Annotated in this window: 18 protein-coding genes and 1 riboswitch; of the genes, 10 read left to right on the forward strand and 8 right to left on the reverse strand. The window is 25.2% G+C overall.

Annotated features, from left to right (window positions below):
* The 9 genes from MTABA_RS01940 to guaB all read left to right on the forward strand — a co-directional run bounded on the left by MTABA_RS01940 (position 1) and on the right by guaB (position 12014).
* Entirely contained in the window at positions 1-1872 is a 1872-nt protein-coding gene (locus tag MTABA_RS01940; protein WP_100679518.1) for a hypothetical protein, read from the forward strand.
* Positions 1873-1907: 35 nt separating this feature from the next.
* Entirely contained in the window at positions 1908-3722 is a 1815-nt protein-coding gene (locus MTABA_RS03930; protein ID WP_100679519.1) for an MFS transporter, read from the forward strand.
* A 37-nt stretch (positions 3723-3759) separates the two neighbouring features.
* Positions 3760-5757: a hypothetical protein gene (locus MTABA_RS01950; protein ID WP_100679851.1), complete on the forward strand. Its 1998-nt coding sequence runs from the start codon at positions 3760-3762 to the stop codon at positions 5755-5757.
* Positions 5758-5784: 27 nt separating this feature from the next.
* Positions 5785-7377 carry a hypothetical protein gene (locus MTABA_RS01955; RefSeq protein WP_100679520.1) on the forward strand — a complete coding sequence of 531 codons (1593 nt, stop codon included), beginning with the start codon at positions 5785-5787 and terminating at the stop codon, positions 7375-7377.
* A gap of 20 nt (positions 7378-7397) precedes the next feature.
* The gene (locus MTABA_RS01960; protein WP_100679521.1) at positions 7398-7634 is read left to right on the forward strand and encodes a hypothetical protein; all 237 of its coding nucleotides are present in this window, start codon (positions 7398-7400) and stop codon (positions 7632-7634) included.
* 76 nt (positions 7635-7710) lie between these two features.
* Positions 7711-8796, forward strand: coding sequence for an HU family DNA-binding protein (locus tag MTABA_RS01965; protein ID WP_100679522.1), 1086 nt, complete (start codon positions 7711-7713; stop codon positions 8794-8796).
* Positions 8783-9013 (forward strand): helix-turn-helix domain-containing protein, encoded by a 231-nt coding sequence (locus MTABA_RS01970; RefSeq protein ID WP_100679523.1) that lies wholly within the window; start codon positions 8783-8785, stop codon positions 9011-9013. Before MTABA_RS01965 ends, MTABA_RS01970 begins: the two co-directional genes overlap by 14 nt.
* 208 nt (positions 9014-9221) lie before the next feature.
* A riboswitch (nucleoside riboswitch) is annotated at positions 9222-9284 on the forward strand.
* A 55-nt stretch (positions 9285-9339) separates the two neighbouring features.
* The gene (guaA, locus tag MTABA_RS01975; RefSeq protein ID WP_100679524.1) at positions 9340-10881 is read left to right on the forward strand and encodes a glutamine-hydrolyzing GMP synthase; all 1542 of its coding nucleotides are present in this window, start codon (positions 9340-9342) and stop codon (positions 10879-10881) included.
* Between the two features lie 2 nt (positions 10882-10883).
* Positions 10884-12014, forward strand: a complete 1131-nt coding sequence (gene guaB, locus MTABA_RS01980) for an IMP dehydrogenase (protein ID WP_167373323.1) — start codon at positions 10884-10886, stop codon at positions 12012-12014.
* 376 nt (positions 12015-12390) lie between these two features.
* Here the strand turns inward: guaB and MTABA_RS01985 are convergent, their stop codons facing one another.
* The 6 genes from MTABA_RS01985 to MTABA_RS02010 form a co-directional block, all read right to left on the reverse strand.
* Entirely contained in the window at positions 12391-12891 is a 501-nt protein-coding gene (locus MTABA_RS01985; RefSeq protein WP_100679526.1) for a helix-turn-helix domain-containing protein, read from the reverse strand.
* 143 nt (positions 12892-13034) lie between these two features.
* On the reverse strand, positions 13035-13286 hold the full coding sequence (locus tag MTABA_RS01990; protein WP_100679527.1) for a YneF family protein: 252 nt from the start codon (positions 13284-13286) through the stop codon (positions 13035-13037).
* Positions 13287-13322: 36 nt separating this feature from the next.
* Positions 13323-15290: a transketolase gene (gene tkt, locus MTABA_RS01995; protein WP_100679528.1), complete on the reverse strand. Its 1968-nt coding sequence runs from the start codon at positions 15288-15290 to the stop codon at positions 13323-13325.
* Positions 15274-15528, reverse strand: a complete 255-nt coding sequence (locus MTABA_RS02000) for a DUF896 domain-containing protein (protein ID WP_100679529.1) — start codon at positions 15526-15528, stop codon at positions 15274-15276. The genes tkt and MTABA_RS02000 overlap by 17 nt, the downstream gene beginning before the upstream one ends.
* A 28-nt stretch (positions 15529-15556) precedes the next feature.
* Entirely contained in the window at positions 15557-16654 is a 1098-nt protein-coding gene (gene yqeH, locus MTABA_RS02005; protein WP_100679530.1) for a ribosome biogenesis GTPase YqeH, read from the reverse strand.
* The gene (locus tag MTABA_RS02010; RefSeq protein WP_100679531.1) at positions 16639-17550 is read right to left on the reverse strand and encodes a hypothetical protein; all 912 of its coding nucleotides are present in this window, start codon (positions 17548-17550) and stop codon (positions 16639-16641) included. The genes yqeH and MTABA_RS02010 overlap by 16 nt, the downstream gene beginning before the upstream one ends.
* Before the next feature lie 102 nt (positions 17551-17652).
* Between MTABA_RS02010 and MTABA_RS02015 the strand changes: the two genes are divergently transcribed.
* On the forward strand, positions 17653-18357 hold the full coding sequence (locus MTABA_RS02015) for a hypothetical protein (RefSeq protein ID WP_100679532.1): 705 nt from the start codon (positions 17653-17655) through the stop codon (positions 18355-18357).
* A 58-nt stretch (positions 18358-18415) separates the two neighbouring features.
* On the opposite strand, the gene MTABA_RS02020 is transcribed toward MTABA_RS02015, so the two are convergent.
* Together MTABA_RS02020 and MTABA_RS02025 are read right to left on the reverse strand one after the other, a co-directional pair.
* Positions 18416-20719 (reverse strand): BspA family leucine-rich repeat surface protein, encoded by a 2304-nt coding sequence (locus tag MTABA_RS02020; RefSeq protein ID WP_100679533.1) that lies wholly within the window; start codon positions 20717-20719, stop codon positions 18416-18418.
* Positions 20720-20826: 107 nt separating this feature from the next.
* A complete protein-coding gene (locus MTABA_RS02025) occupies positions 20827-23340 on the reverse strand; it encodes a hypothetical protein (RefSeq protein WP_100679534.1) in 2514 nt (837 codons plus the stop codon).
* Positions 23341-23394: the final 54 nt, after the last annotated feature.

A 23394-nucleotide genomic window follows, 5' to 3' on the forward strand; every position in this document is an offset into this window, starting at 1 on the left:
ATGTTTAAAAAGATACTATCATTAGGTTCTGCATTTATTGTAGGGTTTGCTTTAATAACTACTGGTTGTGGTCAAAAACCAAAAGAAAATAAACAAGAATATAAAGCAATATATGACTACTACATTCTTGGTGAATCTTTTAAGCAAGAAGTTGAAACAATATTTCATAATGCATTAGTTGAAAACCAAAATAAAATCATTTATATTGACCAAGTTATGCAACAAAGTGAAAATTTTGACTTTTTTACTCAGTTTAATTTACAAGAAATTAATCAACGCAAACAAAATCAAAATGTAACTTCTAATTATGAACTTTTATCTAAAATAGAAAAAGATGCATTAACTAATGATTTAAATAAAATTACAAAAAATAGTAAACTAGATGAAACAATTTTAAATTCAATGAAACCGGAATTAAATTTTTATTCTATTATTTTGGATTTTAAAGAAGAAGATCAAAATTGATTTAAAGGATTAACTTATGATTTTAACAACATAGATTTTGGATACTTAAGTTTTGATAAAGAAAATAAAAATTATATTGCAAATGTTAATTTAGATTTAGTATTTACTTATCAATATATTGATATCAACAGCAATATAATTAATAACAATTATCAAGAAGATATTGTTATAACAATTTCAAATCAAAATGACATAATTGAAAATTTAATGTTTGCAACTAATGAGTTAAGAGAAAATCTTATTAAAAATAAATTTCAATGAGCATGATTTGATGCTTATGATCTCAGAATAAATGACTATGCTAGATTATTTAATTTAAAAAACAGTGATTTTGAAAATCTTTTTAGATTTGATAAATTTGAAAAAAGCTTATTAAATTATATTTCTCAGCATAATACTAATTTAACTAAAACAACTCAAAATTATAATTTTGCTTTTAAAAATGAAGACAGATTTAAAAAGTTTAAAACAATAAAAAAAATTGGTAATTTTAATCCCCGCAAAAATAAATACGGATCTGATGAATTAATTCTTGATGACACACTTTCAACAACAAATATAAGTAACATAAATTTATTTAAAGCAATTTTTAGTGAACTAACAATGGATGATGAAATTGTTTTGGAAAATAAGTTTGTAATAGGTAATAAATATATTTACACCTATTTAAATAAAGAATACATGACTTGAGTTAATAATTTTCAATCTGATTTTAATCAAGAACTTGGCATTAATTCTAATTCAGTAGTTAACTATGGAGAAATAACTTTTAAAAACTTTTGCTTATATTTTGATGAATTTAACTATTTTCATCCAATAAGCCCTATTTCATATTATGTAGCAATATCAGCTAATAACATCGAAGACACCTATTTAAAAACAGAAAACAAAACAACTGAAAAAAATACATTATCAGCAGATAAAGATTCAATTTTTAAAGCGATTTATCAAAATACAATAAGTGCTTTAAACGATTTTCAAGATATTTATGGTACAGCTAAAACAACATGAACTTCTTTATCAGATAATAAGCAATTAATAAGTTTAAAAAGCTCAAACATTCTAAATTCTAAAATAAAAAATACTAATGATAAAAGTATTTCTGATGTAAACGCACAACTGAGTTTGCTTAATAGTAAAAGCGAAACTTATTCAACAGAAGCTGAACGAACATTTTTTTTAAATAAAACAAATACATCATCATTTCATTTTCAATTTAACAATAGTGAAGAATTGCAAAATATTCCAATTATTGAAATAAATAATTCTCAACTTAATTTTAAAAAATTTAAAAAAGGCGTAGGTAATATTTCAGTTGATTTTAATCTATCATTTTTAAACCTAAGCTTTGTAATTAAGTCAGAAAAATTTTATTGATTTGAAAGAACACTAATTGAGTCAATTTAATTTAGTCAGTTGCATTGAAAGGAGGTGAAGGTACTGTGGTAGAAGAAAATTATGAAAAAAAGAAGAAAAATCCTTTACAAAATTTTATAAAAGAAAAACTTATCAAATATAGGAGAATTCCTTTTGTTAAATTGATGAAATTTAGTTTTAAAAGTTTATTAAAAGAAAAATTATTTTATATTTTAAATTTAGCAACTATTCTTATTTCCATTTTAGTTGGAATTATATTAGCTTTTGTAAAATCAGGAAGTTCACAAGTTGTAATATTCAACTTTTATATATTATTTTTTGTTTGTTGTTTAATGTTTGTGTTTATTTTAAGAATGATTCAATTTTTCTTTAGTAAAAATTTTGAAGATAAAACAACATATATTGTTTTAACTAATCAAGTAAGTAGAACGAAGTTTTTTATAGCTCAATATTTATTAATTATATTAATTTGTGCTGTTAACATTTTAATTAGTTTCACTGTAATTAATATATTTTATGCAACATTTACATTATTTCATTACGATCTATTTGTACTTAGAATGACATCAATATATGCTATGTATTGTTTGCTTGCAACATTCTTTTTAATTAACTTTATAACATTTTTAATTTTTATATTTACATTGCAAACTACAACTATTATTTGTACATTATTGTTGGCTCTATCATTTATAGCAAATATCCCCATGTCTTTTATAAAAGCAAACGAAAAAAGTTATTATGTACAATTTACAAACGGTGACATTTTTCATTTAAATGATATATATGATGCTTATGGGTTATATGATCATGTAAATGAAGGAAATATTAAATATCCTCATTTATCTAAGTATGTGTACAACTATTTTCTTTCAAAAGAAATGATAAATGATGATTTTCATAACACGAGCAATATAAATTATAGAATGCAAATGTGAAAAGACTTAGGACTTATTAATCCTAATCCTGTAATTATTACAGAAACTAATTTAGATTTATTCTCAAAACCACTTCGAGATGCTTCTGTTCCAGACACTTGAAGAATTAATGATAAATTTAATCTGCAAATAACATTAAAAGATACTTTTATAACAAATGAGCAATTAGAACAACTGATTAATAAAACAGTAGATAAAAATACAAAAAATATATTAATAGAATTTAGAAGTTTCACAAATGAAATTAATAAATATTTTAGCAATAATCTTCAATTTGAAAAATATGATTTATTTTATGATTTTTTATTTTTAAGTTCAGGTATTGAGACAAGTTATTTAGAGAAACTTAATCCAACTAATGAAGAAATAGAAGAAAATAAAGTAACTTATGCATTGAAAAGTCAAGATATTGTTTCATTCTATGAATATTCGGTTGCAGGAATCCGTAATGATGGATTTAGATTTACAAATGCAAATGATTTAGTTAAAAAACAATTAAATTTTAATTTAATGTATTCAGCTAGGGTCATTGAGGAATATTTTATTAAATATTCAAGTAACTACATAATTATGTCTTCAAATGCGATATCTAAAACTTCAGGAGACTGAAATAGTTATATTAAAGGTAGAAAAATAATGCGTAGCCTATCCTATTTTAACTTGTATAGCGGGTTGTGAATGGTTTATACAAAAAATTTAGGATTCTACAATAATGATATTTGATTTTCTCCAAATTCTTTTTCAAAAATTGATTTAGAAGAACAAAAAAACTTATTTTTAGGATATCCAGAATATGATATAAAACTTACTTCTAATAATATGATTGAAAAAAATACCACATCAAATTATGTTAAACCTTGATATTATTTGATTATTTTATTTGGAATAAGCACATTGAGTTTTTCAATTGCTTTATATAAATTTAGAAAATTCGATTTCTAAAAAATTAAAAAACGTTAAGAAAAGAAAAGGAAAAAATATGAAAAAATTATTATTAATATTATCATCATTCGCTGTAGTTGGTACTTCTTCAATGGCTGTTATCTCATGTGGTAATACAGGCCCAGAAAGACCTGATCCAGAAGAAAAAGAAAAAGAAGCAATTAGAGAATTAATTAGACAATTTGAATCTGAAGTTCAAAATAAATTTTCAACAATTGTTTCATCTCCAATGGCAACAAGAGCAACATTATTAGATACAGAAGCTTCAAAAAATGGTTTAATTTTCTTTCAACAAGATAATTTAAAGTCAATTTACGAACAAGCATCAAATGGTGGTGAAACAAACCCTGAAAATTCAACATATGCTGATGATCAAGCTGTTAAATTTTATGATGTTTTAAATTCTGATCAAAAAAAAGATTTAACTTCAAACGTTGAATCTTTATTAAGTCCAGCTAAAGCAATGGCAAATTTAAGAAATGCTATTAGTACATCAACATACAGTGTTTTAATAGGTAGTTTTGGTTCAAAATGAATTGATGATCTTAAATTTGATTATGAAAATGCTGAAATGACTTATGGTGCTACTGGTATGAGTGGAGAAGGGTTTATCTCAAGCATAAATTTAAATTTCTCTTCAACTTACAAATATAAAGATGCTGAAAAAGCAACAGTCACAAAAGTTGTAAGGGGAACAATTGTTATTACTGTTTCAGACAATGGTGAAATTATAGCTTCAATTAACAAAATTAGTAATGAATTAGCAGGAGATATGTTAAAAGAAGCAAATTCAACTGTTTATGTTGATTATGCAACATTGAAAGCATTAGAACCAAGTTTAACAACTCAAGACTTATTAACAGCTAATACAACTAGTTATAAGTCAGCAATTAACAAATATAATCAAAATCTTGCTAAATCAATGACAACTACTGTAAAATCTAAATACTTTACAAATGGTACGCCTGTTGTAAGTGCTATTAAAGTTAATTACTACAACGAAAACGACATCATTAGACAAGAACAGACAAATCATTTAAACAATACTGGAAAAATACAATTAAACTATGGTCATAATAACTGAGAAGTTTGAAACACATTCTTTGGAAAAATAAAAACTACAGGAAGTATTCAAATAGAAGGTAATAAAGTAAGCGGTGATGAAACTTTATATGCTGGTATTGATGGACAATGAAAAAAAACATTAAGTGAATATAACTCAAAAATTATAAGTGAATATACAAAAAGAACAGAAAATTCAATAAATGTTGAAAAAAATGAAAGAACAGATGATCTATTAGCTATGTCTATTTCAAGCGAAACAGTGACAATTAAAGGACTAACTATTTCATTAAATAATGGTTATACACAAAGATTAAGTGATGTTGGATTTACATATTCAATTGCAATTGATAACAATGCAACAGCAATATCTGAAACAACAGACTCATCACAATCAAAAATATTCAGTTCATATTACAAAGGTATTGAAGAAATGTTTAATGTATTCCATACATTCTATGGAATACAAGAAAGTGATATTTGAACTTCACCAAATGCATCACAACAACAAATGAGAAACAAATTTAAAATGTCAGGTGAAACTGGAGTTAAAAAATCAGATGGTACAGATTTCAACATTTGAGATTACTTAAAAGAAACTGGAGCAGTTAACGGAAAAATTAATGCTAATGACTTTACAAATGCTTTGAGTTTAAACACAGGAGTTGAAGCTCAGCAAATTAAAGAAGAAAACTTAATTGCAAAAATGTCAGGTATCACATATATGAATTTTACATACTCAGACTATACTCAAATCGGATATAGAAATATAAGAAGTGCATACATACAAGATAGTAACTATACTGGTCAAAATGGGACTCCCTTGATGAAAGGTTTAACAATGCAAGCAACAAGAGAATCAACTCTAAAATTTGGTATTTCTTCAAACTTAATTGATTTTGCAATAGGTGATGAATCAACATCATTTGACTTTGCTTCACTTGGAAGATATACATTTATTGAAAGAATTTAATAAATAAAATAGAAAAGGAAGCTGAAAATGAAAAAATTATTATTAGCGCTATCAAGTTTAGTAGTTACAAGTTCAGCATCAACAATTGTTGTTTCATGTTCTACTAAAGCAGAAAAACAAAATATTGATTCAATTGAAAGATTTTTGACTACAATATTGCATAGTAAAGAAGATGACCAAGAACCTTGAAATAATGAGGCATTGGAAGCAGAGTTAATTAATCAAAAAATTGATATATCTGGTGGAATTAGTGTGAAAGTTGACGATGAAATTAAAGAGGGAACAATTACCAATAAACAGCAAAATATTGTATTAACTGGTAATGGTACTTCAAAAAATAATTATAAATATACAGGTTCTATAACTTTAATTTATAATTTTGGTGGAAATAAACCAGCACCTAAGAAAAAAATAACAAAAGAAGATTTGGAAATGACCATAATAGGATTGCAAAACTTTTTAGATACTATTTATTTTAAAAGCGAAAATGCTGTTAAAAACGCATTTGTACCAAATGCAAATATTCCAGGAACTCCGTCTGAAGGTGTAGTATTCAAAACAGTTACAGTTAAATTCATTGAACCAACTCCACCATCTGATCCGTCACTTCCAAAGCTTACTAAATTTACAGTAAGTGGAACAATCGGTATTAAAAATAATGATTCAGAATACTATGAATTTGATGATAATGTGACTGAACAAAATAAAAAATTTGCTTGTGAAGGAACAATTGTGGATCCAGTTATAATAGAAGAAAATGTTATAACTGAAGCAACAGAATCAATTAATAATTGAGTTAAAACTCAAAAATTTAGCGATTATAATGATTTTAAAGATAAAATTTTAGCTCAACAAAAAACAATTTTAAAAAGTGAACAAATTGTAATTGAAAGTGTTACTAATTTAGCTATAAACGAATTTGAAACATCTATTGATTCAATGTATTGAACAAATGAAGTAAATATTACTTTGAAAGCATCTGTTGGTTATGAATTTTCAAAAGAAGTAATTGAAAAAGAAAAATATAAAATAAAAACAAATATTGAAATATTAAAAATTCAATCGACTCCTTTAAAGTGACATGTCTTGACAAGTAAAAATAAAAAATATATTGAACCACAATTCATTCAATTTGATTCAAATATCAATACAAATAAAATTCAAAAAGACTATTTATTAAAACAAGAAATTACGCAAGAATGAAATCACGAAAATGATAAACTTCAACAAAAACAATTTGTCGAAAGTTTAAATATTTATAGTGGCGATGATAAAGATGCAAAAATAAATAAATTTGTTAATAATACTCAGTACTTTAATAATACAACTGCATTTAACTATGTTTCTGATACAAATGGTCAATTATTTAATGTTGACGAAGTTTTATTCTTTGATAAAAGTCAAGAAAACTTAAATCAGAATATTGAAAGTATTTTAGGACAAACAAATTCATTAAATGAGTTAGTTTCTTCAAGTCACGCATTAACTAGAACAACTATTAATAATACTCAAAACATTAGTTATTACGTAGTATTTTTAACAAAAAATAGTGAGAATACATACAAAGCTGCTAATAGAACTCTACATGTTCAACTTCAGCAAATCACTATAGTTGATTAAAAATAGAAAGATAAAATATTATGACAGAACAAATTAAAAAATTTTTTAGTGGTAATGATGTAGAAGCTAATTTAGAAAATTTAATTAAGTTTAAAAAACAATTAAATAAAAATTTAATTACAGAAATTAGCTCTAATAAAAATTTACTTAAACTAGGTGAATTCAGAGTTAGTATATCAGACGCTGAAATGATCAATTCGCAACTAAATAAATTGATTAATGATTTAGAAGATATTATAAATCGAATAAATTTATAATAAGAAATGGTTTATCAAAAATACCTTTGAACCCTTCTTTTTTAATGAAGGGTTTTAATATTAAGAAAGGAAATTAATGGAAAAACAAAATAAAAAGCAAAAAAGTAAAAAAAGTAAAGTAATTTTAGCTTTTAGTGTGATAATAACAATAGTTATTTTCTTTTTAATCAAAATAGTAAATGCACTAGTAAACAATACTAATATTTTACTATCATTAAAATCTATTGGACTAATTCCGCCAGCAAATTTAAGTTTACCCAACATAATTGATTATGTAGCTAATATTATTTTGCTTATCGTTTTACCTATTTTAATTCTTACTTTAATTATTCTAATTATTAAAAGTAAAAGCCAATCAAAAAACGTGCTAAAAAAAGAGAAAAAAGAACTTGAAAATGAAACAATTTTACAAGTTGAAAACTTTGATATTGATGATTATCCTCATTATGAAGAAGACAAAACATTTTTTGATGAAATTAATAATGAAAATATTAACGATTTGACTTTGCTGCAACAAAGAGCAAAATCAGATGGATCAATTTTAATTAAAGAAAATTTAAGTGAATTAGTTAAAAATGCTCAAAAAATTAAAAACTATGCCATTTTAAATAATATAAATGTTGATGAAGTAGTTTTAGAAGAAATGACAAAAAAAGAATTAATTCTATTTATGAAAAAAATAGGCAATGAAATAAGAGAAAATGAGTATAAGAATCTTAATTCTAAAGATAGTAAAGTAGATCAAGCAATTTTAATTATGAAAAATGATAATCAAGATCAAAATAGATCAAAAACTCTATCAAAAAATAAGAATATAATTGAGGCAGGTAAAATAACTCAAAAAAAGTCCTTAATAAGAAAAAACAAAATTACTAAAAAAAATCTAATTGATTCAATTTTTGTAAGTAACGAAAATAAATTAACAAAGGTTAAAATTAAAAAAATTGTAGATAGCTTATTTGAATTAATGGAAAGTAATTTAATTAAAGAAGACTCAGTAATTAGAATTAATAATTTTGCTAAGTTTTCAACAGTTTTAGTTAATGAAGCAACAATGAGAAACATCAAAACAGGTGAATTAAAACTTGTTCCTTCACATAAGGCAATTAAATTTAAATCATTAAAAGGTTTAAAGGAGAAATTAAATAATGAAAAAATATAATGCAGAAAATGATTTAATTTTAATTATTGCAGCTAATTTAAGAAAAATCAGATCTAGTAAGGGTTTAACACAAGAAGAGTTAGGTTTTAGATCAAGTATTTCAAAAAATTATATTTCTGACTTTGAAAGAGGAAGAAGAAATATAACAATTAAAGTTTTTCAAAGACTTATTGAAGGTCTTGAAATAACACCTCAAGAATTGTTAATTAATAAATAATTCTTTTATCTTTAACAAATAAGCTATATTTTTGAATCTTGCATGTGCGGGATTCTTTTTTATTAATACATTGAACTTTTTAACCAAATTAGTTATAGAATCTAATATTTTTAAACTATTTTTTATAACTTCTTAATATTTTTACTTTTATTGTTGATTATAAATATAGCAATAATATATAATAAATTAAAATAATTAAATATAAAAATCTTATACATGGTAGCATAATGGGCTACCGACCTGCCTCTGGACCTATCCTTAGACTATAAGCATGAGGTTTTTTTCTATAAAAAACCTCACTTTTTTTATTTGAAGGGAGATTAAAAATGAAAAACACTCAAATCTTAATTTTAGATTTTGGAAGTCAATATACACAACTTTTAGCTAGAAGAGTTAGAGAAGCTAATATTTATACTGAAGTATTGCCTTTTGATACTTCAATCGAAAAAATAAAACAATACCCTTTATTAAAAGGTATTATTCTTTCTGGAGGACCATCAAGTGTCTACTTACAAAATGCTTATAAAATAGACTCTGAAATCTTAAATTTAGATATAGCCATACTTGGAGTTTGTTATGGTATGCAATTATTAACCCAATATTTTGAAGGCGCTGTTGAATTAGCAAATGAACAAGAGTTTGGTAAGGCAATCATTACAATTGATGATAAAAATAATCCTCTTTTCAGAAATATTGATACAAATACTCAAGTTTGAATGAGTCATGCTGATCATGTAACTAAATTACCAAAAGATTTTAAACAAATAGCTCATTCTAATGCAAGTATTGCAGGTATTTCACATATTACTAAGCCAATTTATGGTATTCAGTTTCATGCTGAAGTTACTCACTCTTTACAAGGAAAAGAAATGTTAGAAAACTTTTTATATGATGTTGCAAAATGTACAAAAGATTGAAACCTAGATGATTTTATTGAAGAACAAATTAAAGAAATTAAAGAAATTGTTCAAGATAAGCAAGTTATTTTAGGTTTAAGTGGTGGAGTTGATTCTTCAGTTGCTGCAGCTATCATTGGTAAAGCAATTGGTAAACAGTTAACTTGTATTTTTGTTGATACAGGTTTATTAAGAAAAAATGAAAGTCATGAAGTAATGAAAGCATATGAAACTAATTTTGACATAAATATAAAATTAGTTAATGCTAGTGATCTTTTCTTTTCTAAATTAAAAAATATTAAAGAACCTGAAGCTAAAAGAAAAGTAATTGGCAAATGTTTCATTGATGTTTTTACTAACGCAGCAAGAGAATATAAAGATGCTGACTTTTTGGCTCAAGGAACTATTTATCCTGATGTTATTGAGTCTTCTTCACATGGTGCTAGTTCAAAAACTATTAAATCTCATCATAATGTTGGTGGTTTACCTGAAGATTTAAAATTTAAACTAATTGAACCTTTAAGAAATTTATTTAAAGATGAAGTTAGACAAGTTGGTTTTAAATTAGGATTACCAGAAGAAATGATTAATCGTCATCCGTTTCCAGGACCTGGATTAGGAATTAGAGTAATTGAAGAAGTCACTAGAGATAAAGTAGCAATATTACAAGAAGTAGATGCTATATTCATTAAAAAATTAAGAGACTGAAACTTATATAATTCAGTTTCACAAGCTTTTGTAACTTTATTACCTGTTAAAACGGTTGGTGTAATGGGAGACAATCGTACTTATGATTATGTAGTTGCGTTAAGAAGCGTTAATACAATTGATTTCATGACAGCAACAAGTACACATCTTCCTTGAGAGTTTTTAGACGAAGTAGTAAATGAAATAATAAATAAAGTAGATAATGTTAACCGTGTTGTTTATGATGTCACATCAAAACCTCCTGGAACAATAGAATGAGAGTAAAAATGAACAAAGATTTAAACGGAAAAATTATAAATGAAGCAATAACTTTTGATGATGTACTTTTGGTGCCCAATTACTCAGAAGTATTACCACATGAAGTTTGTTTAAAAACTAAGTTAACTAAAAATATTGAATTAAATATTCCTATCATTTCTGCAGCTATGGATACTGTTACTGAATCTGAACTAGCTATTGCTATTGCTAATATTGGTGGTATTGGAATTGTTCATAAAAATTTAACAATTGAACAACAAGCAAAAGAAATCAAAATAGTTAAATCATCAAAGCCCTCTGAAGAATATAAAAACGCATGTATTGATGCTAAGGGTTCTTTAAGAGTTGGTGGAGCTGTTGGAGTCAATGATGAAACTTTAACTCGTCTAGAGGCCCTAATAAGTGCTGGTATTGATGTTTTAGTAGTTGATTCAGCTCATGGTCATAGTAAAGGCATTATTGATGTTGTTAAGTCAATTAGAAGTAAATATCCTAACTTGGATATTATTGCAGGAAACATTTGTACAGTCGAAGGTGCTGAAGCATTATACAATGCAGGTGCTAATTGTATTAAAGTAGGAATTGGTCCTGGAAGTATTTGTACAACTAGAGTAGTTGCTGGAGTTGGAGTACCTCAAATTACCGCAATTAATGATGTTTATAATTGATCTATTAATAAAGATGTAACTTTAATCGCAGATGGTGGAATTAAATACTCTGGAGATGTTGTTAAAGCTTTAGCAGCAGGTGCTCATTCTGTAATGTTAGGAAGCATGTTAGCTGGAACTGAAGAAGCTCCTGGTCAAGAAGTTATTATCAATAATAAAAGATATAAAACTTATGTTGGTATGGGTTCTTTAGCAGCAATGAAACGTGGAAGTAGTGATCGTTATTTTCAAAAGGGAGCTAAAAAATTAGTTCCTGAAGGGATTGAAGCTGTTGTTCCATTTAAAGGAACTTTAGAAGAAGTTATTTTTCAATTAGTTGGTGGTCTAAGAAGTGGAATGGGTTACACTGGTTCTAATACAATAGATAGCTTAAGACAAAATGCTAAATTTGTTAAAATAACAGGAGCTAGTTTAAAAGAATCTCATCCTCATGATGTAGAAATTTCAGCTGAAGCTCCTAATTATAAATAAAGAAAACTCACTTTGTTATAAAAGTGAGTATAAATTGTAAATGAAAGTGCAACACTTCTAACCGAATGTCTCATAAAATTTCTGAGCTGATTTGTAATTCAGGATTTTACGAGGCATTTTATTTATTTCATTTAATATCACCTTTTAAATTTGTAAAATTAGTTTTCTTAGGTAAATATCTTCTGATCAAACCATTTAAATTTTCTTTTGCAATTAATTCTTTTAATTTTCTTTTGTATGTTTCATAGTTTTATTTTCTAATTTAATTGCAAAACCTTTTCTAGTAACTCTTTCAACTAGTGTCATTATGGCTTTTGAACTATTGCCAGAACTAACAATTAAATCAATTTCAAAATGACCAATGTCTTTTCTTTGATTAATATTTTTTAGGTATATAAGTAATTAGAATGGAATTCATTTTTGATATTTCTCATAGATAATGCTTATATTTACTAGACTTTTTTCATCAAAACCTAGGTCTCAATAAATCTTTTGATTTAATTTTTATTTGCTTATTCTTAATTCAATTGTAAACAGTTTGGGTTGCTGGTGTTTTAATCCCAAGTTCTTTGGCTTTAAAAACACAAACATCAATGCTAAAACTTTTTGGATTAAAATTAATATAAAGAAATTTCAAGAATTCATTATATTTACTTATTTTATTTTGATGAGATAAGGTATTATTAATATCTCTAGTAAATTGTGAATCCTTGGCTTTATAAATCATAGCTGCTTTATTTCTTTTAATTTCTCTGTAAATAGTTGATCTATTTCTATTTAGTTCTTTAGCTATGAAAAAAACTGATTTATTTTGAACATTTAATAGATATTCAATTAAAGTTCTTTCTTTTAAAGATATTTGTTTATAATTATTCATGGTAACTCCTTTGGGCTTTGATCGGTCAGAAGTTGCTTTTTTTGTATAAAAAAAGCTGCAATTCCAATGAGATTATTTTCTCATAAGTGTTGCAGTTCCAATTTTAATTCGTACTCATTTTAAATGAGTTTTTTAATTATATATTATTTTTTAGCTTGTTGCATTGCACGCATTGTTTTTTTAATGTCTGATTCACTTGGTTTTCTTCCCATGCTCATGTACATTGCACGAATTTGTTTTTCTGTAACAGGTGGGTTATCTTTTAATTGTTTTTTAACCATTGATCTAGTAATGAAAAATCCAATAATTGCTCCTAAAATAATTGCTCCTAAGATAACTCCAATTAGCATTCCTGCTAATCCTCCTGCTGAAAATTCTGTTGTTAATAGTACCATAAATTCACTCTATTCTATTTTTTCTTTATTTTAAAATTATTTTATAACCTTTTTAATTTTATTAAAAATTTGTTCACTTGTAAATCCATATTGATTAATTATTGTATTAGCTGGTGCACTTGCTCCAAAAATATCGATTCCAATATTTAAGCCATTATCAGCAGTATATTTGCTTCATCCATAAGTTGTTCCCATTTCGATTGAAACTCTTAAAGTTGATTTATCAATAATTTTGTCTTTATATGATTGCTCTTGTTGATCAAATAAGTTTGTTGACGGCATTGATACAACTTTAGCAATAATACCTTCTTCTTTTAGTTTAGCAGCTGTCTGCATAGCTAATCCAACTTCGCTTCCTGTTGCAATTAAAGTTATAGTAGCATTTGGTTGATCTAACATTAAATATGCACCTCTTTTAACTTCTTCATAAACATCATTATGTGGTAATTGAACTAAATCCTGTCTAGTTAAAACTAAAGTTGAAGGGCAGTTTTTTAAATCCTGTAATGCTATTTTGTATGATGCTAATGTTTCAGCATAATCAGCTGGTCTAAAAGTTATATGATTAGGTATGCTTCTGATCATTGCTAATTGTTCAATTGGCTGATGAGTTGGGCCATCTTCTCCAACAGCAACCGAATCATGAGTAAAGATAAATAATTGTTGAGAATTCATAATTGATGATAAACGCATTGCTGGTTTCATATAATCTGAGAATACAAAGAATCCACTTGAAAACGGAATTAATCCACCATGTTGATGAATACCATTGTTAATTGCACCCATTGCAAATTCTCTAACACCATAAAGAATGTTTCTTCCACTTCTGTTATCAACATCAAATTGACCATCAGCACCTTTAATTCTTGTTGATGATACTAAATCAGCTGATCCTCCAATTAAGAACTTAACTTGAGCATTTATACTGTCTCAAATGTTTCCTGAACTAACTCTTGTAGCTTCAGCTTTTTCTGGTGCTTTTGCAAGTAATTCTTCATAATCAAAATTAATTTCTTTATTAAGCGCATTCACAAATTGTTTTGCTAATTCTGGTTTTAATGCTTTTAATTTATTTAAATCTTCATTTCATTTTGATTCAATAGATAAGTTTTTTGAAATATTTTCGTTTCAATGTGAATAAACTTCATTTGGGATTTCAAAATCATTATATTTTCAATCAAAAGCATTTTTAACAGTTTCAATATCTGAACCAATTGGGGCACCATGTACTGCACTAGTCCCTTGTTTTGTGGCTCCTATACCAATAATTGTTTTAACTTCAATATATGTAGGTTTATCTGATGCTTTAGCATCATTAATAGCTTTTTCAATAGCTACTAAATCTTCACCATCATTAATTTTTAAAGTATTTCATTGAGCAGCTTTAAATCTTTCGTGCATATTTTCACTTTGAGCTTTTTCAACTTTGTCATCTAATTGAATATCATTTGAGTCGTGAATTATAATTAATTTATTTAATTTTAATCTACCAGCTAAACTAATTGATTCTTGAGCTACACCTTCTTGTAAATCTCCATCACCACATAAAACAAATGTATGGTGATCAACTAATTTTAAATCTGATTGATTATATACTGATGCTGTATGAGATTCAGCAATTGCCAATCCAACAGCCATAGCAATTCCTTGACCTAAAGGTCCAGTTGTTACATCAACACCTTCAGTTAAGTGAGATTCAGGGTGACCTGGTGTTTTACTATTTCATTGTCTAAAGTTTTTAATTTCATCCATTGATAAATTATAACCAGCTAAATGTAATGCTGAATATAATAAAGCACTTCCATGTCCTGCTGATAATACGAAACGATCTCTATCAAATCACTTAGGATTTTTAGGATTATGTTTCATTATTTTGTTAAATAAAGTATAAACGATTGGTGCAGCCCCTAATACAATACCTGGGTGACCTGAATTTGCTTTATTAATTGCAGAAACCCCTAAAATTCTTAAAGCATTTAAATTGTTGTTATTTTTGTTTATCATATTTATCTCCTTCATTTTTTAGTTTGCTTGGTGTTACATCATTTCCTTGTGCATCTATTACTTTTGTGCTTTTTAATTGTTGTTCAAAACCACTTCTAAAGTATTTTAAGTATAGAGCTTTTAATTCTTCTCTATATGTGCTTTCTTCTGATGTCAGTTCACGATCTTTTTTTATTTTTGCCAAACGATTTATTTCTTGAATAACTTCTGGCATTGACATTTCTTTTGATTGACTCATTTTAATACCCCTTTAAACTTATTTTATACTAAACTAATGGTTTTCTTAATGTTGTTTCAACTTCAACATTGCTTGTAGGAATATTTATTGTTATTTTCATTGGATTTTTAACTTTAAAGTTAAATCAACCTAATCCTGAAATAGATATTTCAAATTCTTTGTTTATATCTTTTTCACTAAATATAAACTCTCTTTTAACAAAGTTATTGTCTAAATTATACGGAACAATATTTTCTTTATTTCTTGTGTAATAATCAAACGCATTTTTTGTATTAGTTCTATGTAATTTGATTTCTTTGTTATTGAAGAAATGAAAACTGTTAATTTCATCACTTTCTCATTCAAAATCAACTCAAGCAATACCTGCATAAAAAATTGAGTTAAATGGTTTTAATTGAAAAGTATTTTGTGCAACTTCTTTATTGAAGTAAATATATTTTCATTCTTCTTTATCTAACAAGTTAGCAGCAGAATTGCTTCTAGCAATTCCTGGTGTATCAAATATAATATCATCACTTGATAATTTAATTTGAATGAAGTCTAATGTTGTATTAAAGTATTTAGATTCAACTATTTGAGGTATCAAATTGTTAGCTCTTAAAAGTGAATTAATAATTGAAGATTTACCAACGTTAGAACTACCAATGAAATATTTTTTAGTTTTAGTTTTCTTAATTTTGTTTAACAAACTATTTGTAAAATTATTTTTAAAACTTGTATTTAAAATAATGTTTGCATCGTATATAGCACTTTTTGAGAATAGATCAGTTATATATCTTCTTATTTTTGCTAGTTTCACAGCTTTAGGGAGTAAATCTATTTTATTAACTACAATTGTAACTGGGTATCTTTTAATAGCTTCTTCAATTTCTTTAACTCTACTTCCTTCTAAATCAAAAATATCGATTATATAAAAGAATTCTATATCTTTTGGTTTATCATTTTGAATTAAAGTTTTTAGTTTTAAAATAAATTGTTCAGCATTTATTTCTTGATTAATTAATTCATTATAGTTTTTAATTTTAAAACATCTTAAACAATATTCATTTTCTGGTTTAATAACATAACCAGGTTTATTTTGATCTTTATTTTGTTTTAAAATTCCACAACCTATACACTTGCTCATGTTTCCCCCATTTGTTTGTTCATAATATAACTTAAGAACTTTATTAAAACTAATATTTTTAATACATCATCATAACAATGTGATCTAGCTTCTTTTAAACTTTTAGATAATTTATTATGTTCATATTGTGAAACATTTTCTAAACTAAATAGTTTTAAAGCTCTACTACACAAGAATGTTATGTTATCATCTTTAAAATTATATTTATTATGTAATTCTTCTGTGTAGTCAAAGAATTTTTTTAAACTTCTTATTTTAATAGAATCATCTACATCACCCTTTTTAAGGTTTTGTTCATTATAAAATTTTTCACCATTTTTTGAATAATTAGAAAAACTTAAATTTTGCTCTAATGCATCATATATATCAAAACTATTTAACTTATAGCTTTTTGTATCTTTATTGAAAATAAATAAATCAGTTTTTTTATTCTTAAATAAAGCTTTGTATGTATTAATTCATTGTTCGATTATTTTTTTATCATTATCTTGTCCTGCAAAAATAATTGTTCTAATGTTTTTGTTTACACACATATTAATAAAGCTTTTAATCATTGACTGATATTGATTTTTAAAATCATATTTATCATCATTGATTTTTCTTTTAATTGATAAACTGTTTATTGATTTATGATTATTTCTAGTTAAAACTTCATTAAAATTTTTAGCAAATGAATAGTTCATTAAATAAACTATATCTTTTTCTTCTTCACTGTATAATTTAGGTTTTATGTTTTCAAAGTCATGACTACGATTAAAAAATTCTGTATCTAGTATTAGAACCGGAAATTTTATTTCTTTTAATTTATTTTGTAAACCTTCAAAATTAAAATGAATTGATTGGTATTTATTCAGTTTTATCGAATTATCTTTAATTTCCAAATTTTTATACTTCATAGTTCTCTTCTTTTCCTTTTTATATTTTAACAAATTAATATATTATTTCATTGTTGTATAATCTTATTTATAGGTTATAAACACTAAATGGAGGCATTTTTAATGATATTAAGTAAATTAACTAGTAACATTTTAATTAATGAATTAATTGATGATATAAATTCTTGCATTAAAAATATGAATTTAGTTGAGGAATTGAACCAGAGTAATGATTATAATTTCAATAATTTGCATGAGATTTATAATAATAAATTAATAGAATTGTTCGAACTAGATAATGTTCTTTCTTCAATAAATATTTTTATAGAAGATTTTACTCAGCAGGTAAGTAAAATGTTAATTGATGAAAAGCAAACATTTAAATTAAATCATTCAAAAGAACAAGAAAATAAAAAAAGAGTTTTTGAATTCATTATTTTCATTCAAAATAAACTTTTAAACTATAAAAAAATAATTATATCTTTAAACTGAATCCTAGAAAAAATGGGTAATGACGTTGAAATAAATGAAAATAATAAAATTGAGTTTTATTCTTTAGTTGATTTTAATATTGAAAGAAGATTTAAAAAAATAAGAGAAGATATTGAATTAAGTTCAAACTTATTAGATTTAGAAAATGTATTTATCAATGAATTTGAAAAATTAAATTTAAATGATAAGAAAGAACAACTAGAAAAATTATTAAGCTCAATAAATTTTGATTCCATTTTAGAAATGCATGATGTTGACGAAATTATTAGAATATCACAAATGTCTACTTCAATAAATTTTTTAATTAAGTTTATCGAGGTTATTAATAAAATTTAAAAATAATTATGCATTTAAATTAAAAAAGTAACCTTCTTTTCTACAGGCTACTTTTTAATTAATTTAGTTTACTCATGTCTTTAAACTTTGGTTTATATTCATTTTGTCAATTTGTATTTTCATCAAACCCTTGATGATTTCGAACATTTAATACATTTCATTTTGATATATCATTATTAAAATTAGAATTATTAAACATATAAGACATATCAGTTACATTTGAAACATTTCATTCTGATATATTTTGATTAAAAATAGAATTTTGAAACATTTTCTTTGTATTAGTGACTTTCGAAACATCTCATTTTGACAAGTCTTGATCAAAATTATAATTTAAAGCAAACATATATGACATATTAGTAACATTTGAAACTTTTCAATCAATAACTGTTTGGTCAAAATTAGTTCCAGTAAACATTGCTTCCATATTTTTCACTTTTGACACATTTCAGATCGATATATTACTGTCAAAACTTGAATAAGCAAACATATACGACATGTCAATAATATTAGATACATCTCAACTTGATATATCTTGATTAAAATTTTTAGTAAACCTAAATAAATTTTTAAAACTTGTTATATTTTTGCTTACTGAATTAGGAACTTGCTCTATGGAGTTAGGCAATTTATATGCTAAACCATTTTTATCATAACCTATATTAGTAACTATTTTTGTTCCATCTGGCGCAGAGCCCTTTATACTTATTTCTTTTTCACTATCTATATCTATATAGTATGTTAAATCATCAATATAGTTTTTTTCTGTGTAAAAAGTGATATCTTCAACTTTACCAGAATAGACCAATGAATTTTCAATTGGTTCAACTGTAACTGTGTATTTTTTTATTTCTAAACCTTTAGGTATAGCTGTAATTGTTAATTTTACTTCATTAATTTTTAATTTAGGATTTTGTTTTAATAAAGCATCTTCTACAATTTGTTTATCATCACTTTCTAATTTACCTAAATCTTTTTCTAAAATTAAGCCTGGCAAATCGTCAAGATAGTTTTTTTCTGTGTAAAAAGTGATATCTTCAACTTTACCAGAATAGACCAATGAATTTTCAATTGGTTCAACTGTAACTGTGTATTTTTTTATTTCAAAACCTTTATGTATAGCTGTAATTGTTAATTTTACTTCATTAATTTTTAATTTAGGATTTTGTTTTAATAAAGCATCTTCTACAATTTGTTTATCATCACTTTCTAATTCACCTAAATCTTTTTCTAAAATTACGCTAGACAAATCGTCAAGATAGTTTTTTTCTGTGTAAAAAGTGATATCTTCAACTTTACCAGAATAGACCAATGAATTTTCAATTGGTTCAACTGTAACTGTGTATTTTTTTATTTCTAAACCTTTAGGTATAGCTGTAATTGTTAATTTTACTTCATTAATTTTTAATTTAGGATTTTGTTTTAATAAAGCATCTTCTACAATTTGTTTATCATCACTTTCTAATTTACCTAAATCTTTTTCTAAAATTAAGCCTGGCAAATCGTCAAGATAGTTTTTTTCTGTGTAAAAAGTGATATCTTCAACTTTACCAGAATAGACCAATGAATTTTCAATTGGTTCAACTGTAACTGTGTATTTTTTTATTTCAAAACCTTTATGTATAGCTGTAATTGTTAATTTTACTTCATTAATTTTTAATTTAGGATTTTGTTTTAATAAAGCATCTTCTACAATTTGTTTATCATCACTTTCTAATTCACCTAAATCTTTTTCTAAAATTACGCTAGACAAATCGTCAAGATAAATAGCTTCTGTGTAAAAAGTGATATCTTCAACCTTACCAGAATAGACCAATGAATTTTCAATTGGTTCAACTGTAACTGTGTATTTTTTTATTTCTAAACCTTTAGGTATAGCTGTAATTGTTAATTTTACTTCATTAATTTTTAATTTAGAATTTTGTTTTAATAAAGCATCTTCTACAATTTGTTTATCATCACTTTCTAATTTACCTAAATCTTTTTCTAAAATTACGCTAGACAAATCGTCAAGATAAATAGCTTCTGTGTAAAAAGTGATATCTTCAACTTTACCAGAATAGACCAATGAATTTTCAATTGGTTCAACTGTAACTGTGTATTTTTTTATTTCTAAACCTTTAGGTATAGCTGTAATTGTTAATTTTACTTCATTAATTTTTAATTTAGGATTTTGTTTTAATAAAGCATCTTCTACAATTTGTTTATCATCACTTTCTAATTTACCTAAATCTTTTTCTAAAATTAAGCCTGGCAAATCAATTTTCTTATTTGTTACATTTTCACTACTACAAGAAACAGCTAAAATAACACCGTTTGTTGTTAAACTTAAAGCACATAAAAAACCTAATAATACTTTCATTTTTTCCTCGTCATTTCTATTATTTTAATTATTGCAAAAAAAAAAAAAAAACAAGTGAAATGTAAAAATCCATTTCTCTTGTAATAAGATTTAAAAAATATTGTTTTTTATTTTATTTCAATTATTAATTCAATAGAGTTATCGATATCTCCATTTTCACTAACTAATACTGTTTCAATTGTTTCACCTAAGTCGTTTGTTTTTTCGCTCATACCAACAACAACATATTGTGTATTGTTGTAATCTATAATTTCTCCAACTTTAGCTATATGATCAAGTCTGATTATATCTATTTGATCAACTTCATCATCAGAATGTCAATTTAAGTTATCAATTGTACCTAATTCATCATCATCCATTGATTCAAATAAATCTGAATATTTTCCTTCAACATCATCTAAGAATTTTAAAGCATCCATTGTTGAATCAGTTTCACTTTCTTCTAATGTTTCATCTTTTAATGACTGATTTAGTATACTTTCATATTTATCTTCAACATCGTCTAAGAATTTTAAAGCATCCATTGTTGAACTTACTTCATTATCATCATCTAAATCAAGAGTTAATAAACTTTCATATTTATCTTCAACATCGTCTAAGAATTTTAAAGCATCCATTGTGCTAGTTTCTTGATCAATTCCAGATGATAGTGTAACGTTTTCAAACATTGTATCATCAACATCTAAATCTTCTGGTTCAAATTGAAATAGAGTTCTTTCTTCTTCACTAAAGATTAATTCATCAAGGTCGCCATTAACTTTTTCAGTATAGCTTTCAAGATTGCTAATTGTTTCTTCAATTTGTGTTAATTCTTTTTCAATTTCATGATCAAAATTTTCATCAATGTCACCATATAGAATTTTTGACTCAGATAAATGAGGAACTTCTTCATTATTAACAGTTTTAATACTTAATTCTTCTATTTCATCATAAGAATCAAACTCGTCTTCATCAATTATTGAGATACTGTTATCTGTATCAAATTCAAAGCTATTTAGACTATCTTCTTCAGTTCCTAAAAGACTTGCTGTTGTCATTTCTTCTAATTCTTCATAATCTTCTGTTTTAATTACATCTTGATCAAAAGTGAAATCAACTAACTCAGTTTCTTCTTCTGAAACAACATTTTTAAATGGTTTATTAACACCTTCTTTAATGTATGCTTTTTCATGTAAGAAATGAACTTTATCTTCTTCAGAATTAAATCTAATTTCTTTGTTAGGTTCTTCAAATGATAATGTTTCACCATTTAACTCATTATAATCAGCTGTTTTAATAGAATCATCATTTTGCTCATTTAAATCAGCTGTATTTAAGAATGTATCATCATGTTTTGTATCTTCTGATTCTTCAAATATAGCTAATGTTTCTTCTTCTAATTCTTCATAATCTTCTGTTTTAATTACATCTTGATCAAAAGTGAAATCAACTAATTCAGTTTCTTCTTCTAAAACAACATTTTTAAATGGTTTATTAACACCTTCTTTAATGTATGCTTTTTCATGTAAGAAATGAACTTTATCTTCTTCAGAATTAAATCTAATTTCTTTGTTAGGTTCTTCAAATGATAATGTTTCACCATTTAACTCATTATAATCAGCTGTTTGAATAGAATCATCATTTTGCTCGTTTAAATCAGCTGTATTTAAGAATGTATCATCATGCTCAGTTTTTAAAGAATCATCTAAAACATTTAATTGTTCTTCTTCATCTGAATACTCTATTTCACCAAGAATATCGATTGTTGAATAATCATCTATTTTGTCATCAAATAATGATAAAGTTTTTTCATCTTCAGGTAATTCATCATAATCTTCAAAAATTAAATCTTCATTATCAGATTCATAAGAAATTGGATCTGTTGAGTCATCTAATAAAATTTGTGTTTTATCTGCTTGTAACGTTGCTGAAATGATTTCACTAATTGTTTTTTCACCATCATGAGCTGATCCACTTGTTTTTAATTCTTCAAAAGTTGATGTTAAATCTATTAATTCATCATCAAAGCTTAATTCTTCTGCTTTATCAAAATTATTACTTATTGTTCTATTAATTGAATCAATTAACGCTGAAGCATCATCAGATTCACTTTCAAAAGTTTTTGATGTGTTATCTTCTGTAACTTCTTCAATAGTTTCTTCTGTAAGTTCATTATCGATTGTTTCACTAACAATATTTGTAATTAAAATTTCACCTTCATCTGATAAAACCTCTTCAAATGCTATTTGTTTTGGTTTTTCTTCTTCTTGTCTTTTTCATAGGTTATTAGATAAAGAATTTAATCTGCTACGTTTTTGTTTATTTTGATTAATTTTGCTAAAAGGATCTTGTAAGTCTTTAATTAATTTTTCTGTTTGTTTTTCATTAACTACTTTAACATTATTCTTAGCTTCTAAAACTTCAAGTCTTGCAACATATTTTTCTCATGCATTAGTTGAATCTTTTTTATTATCATCCAATCATATTAAATAAAGTGTGTACTTTTTAATATGTTCTTGAATTTGCTTATCATAATTTGAAATTTCTTTAGTTAAGATTGCTAAAGTTGCATCAGCTGAAAATTTTTGCTTTAAGATGTAATTATTTATTTTATTTATTAATTCTATTGAAACTCTTCTCATATTAACCTCTTTTATTAAATTATACTTTATTTACATATTTTTTATTATTTAGAA

The organism is Mesoplasma tabanidae (assembly GCF_002804025.1).
GTDB classification, from domain to species: domain Bacteria; phylum Bacillota_I; class Bacilli_A; order Mycoplasmatales; family Mycoplasmataceae; genus Mesoplasma; species Mesoplasma tabanidae.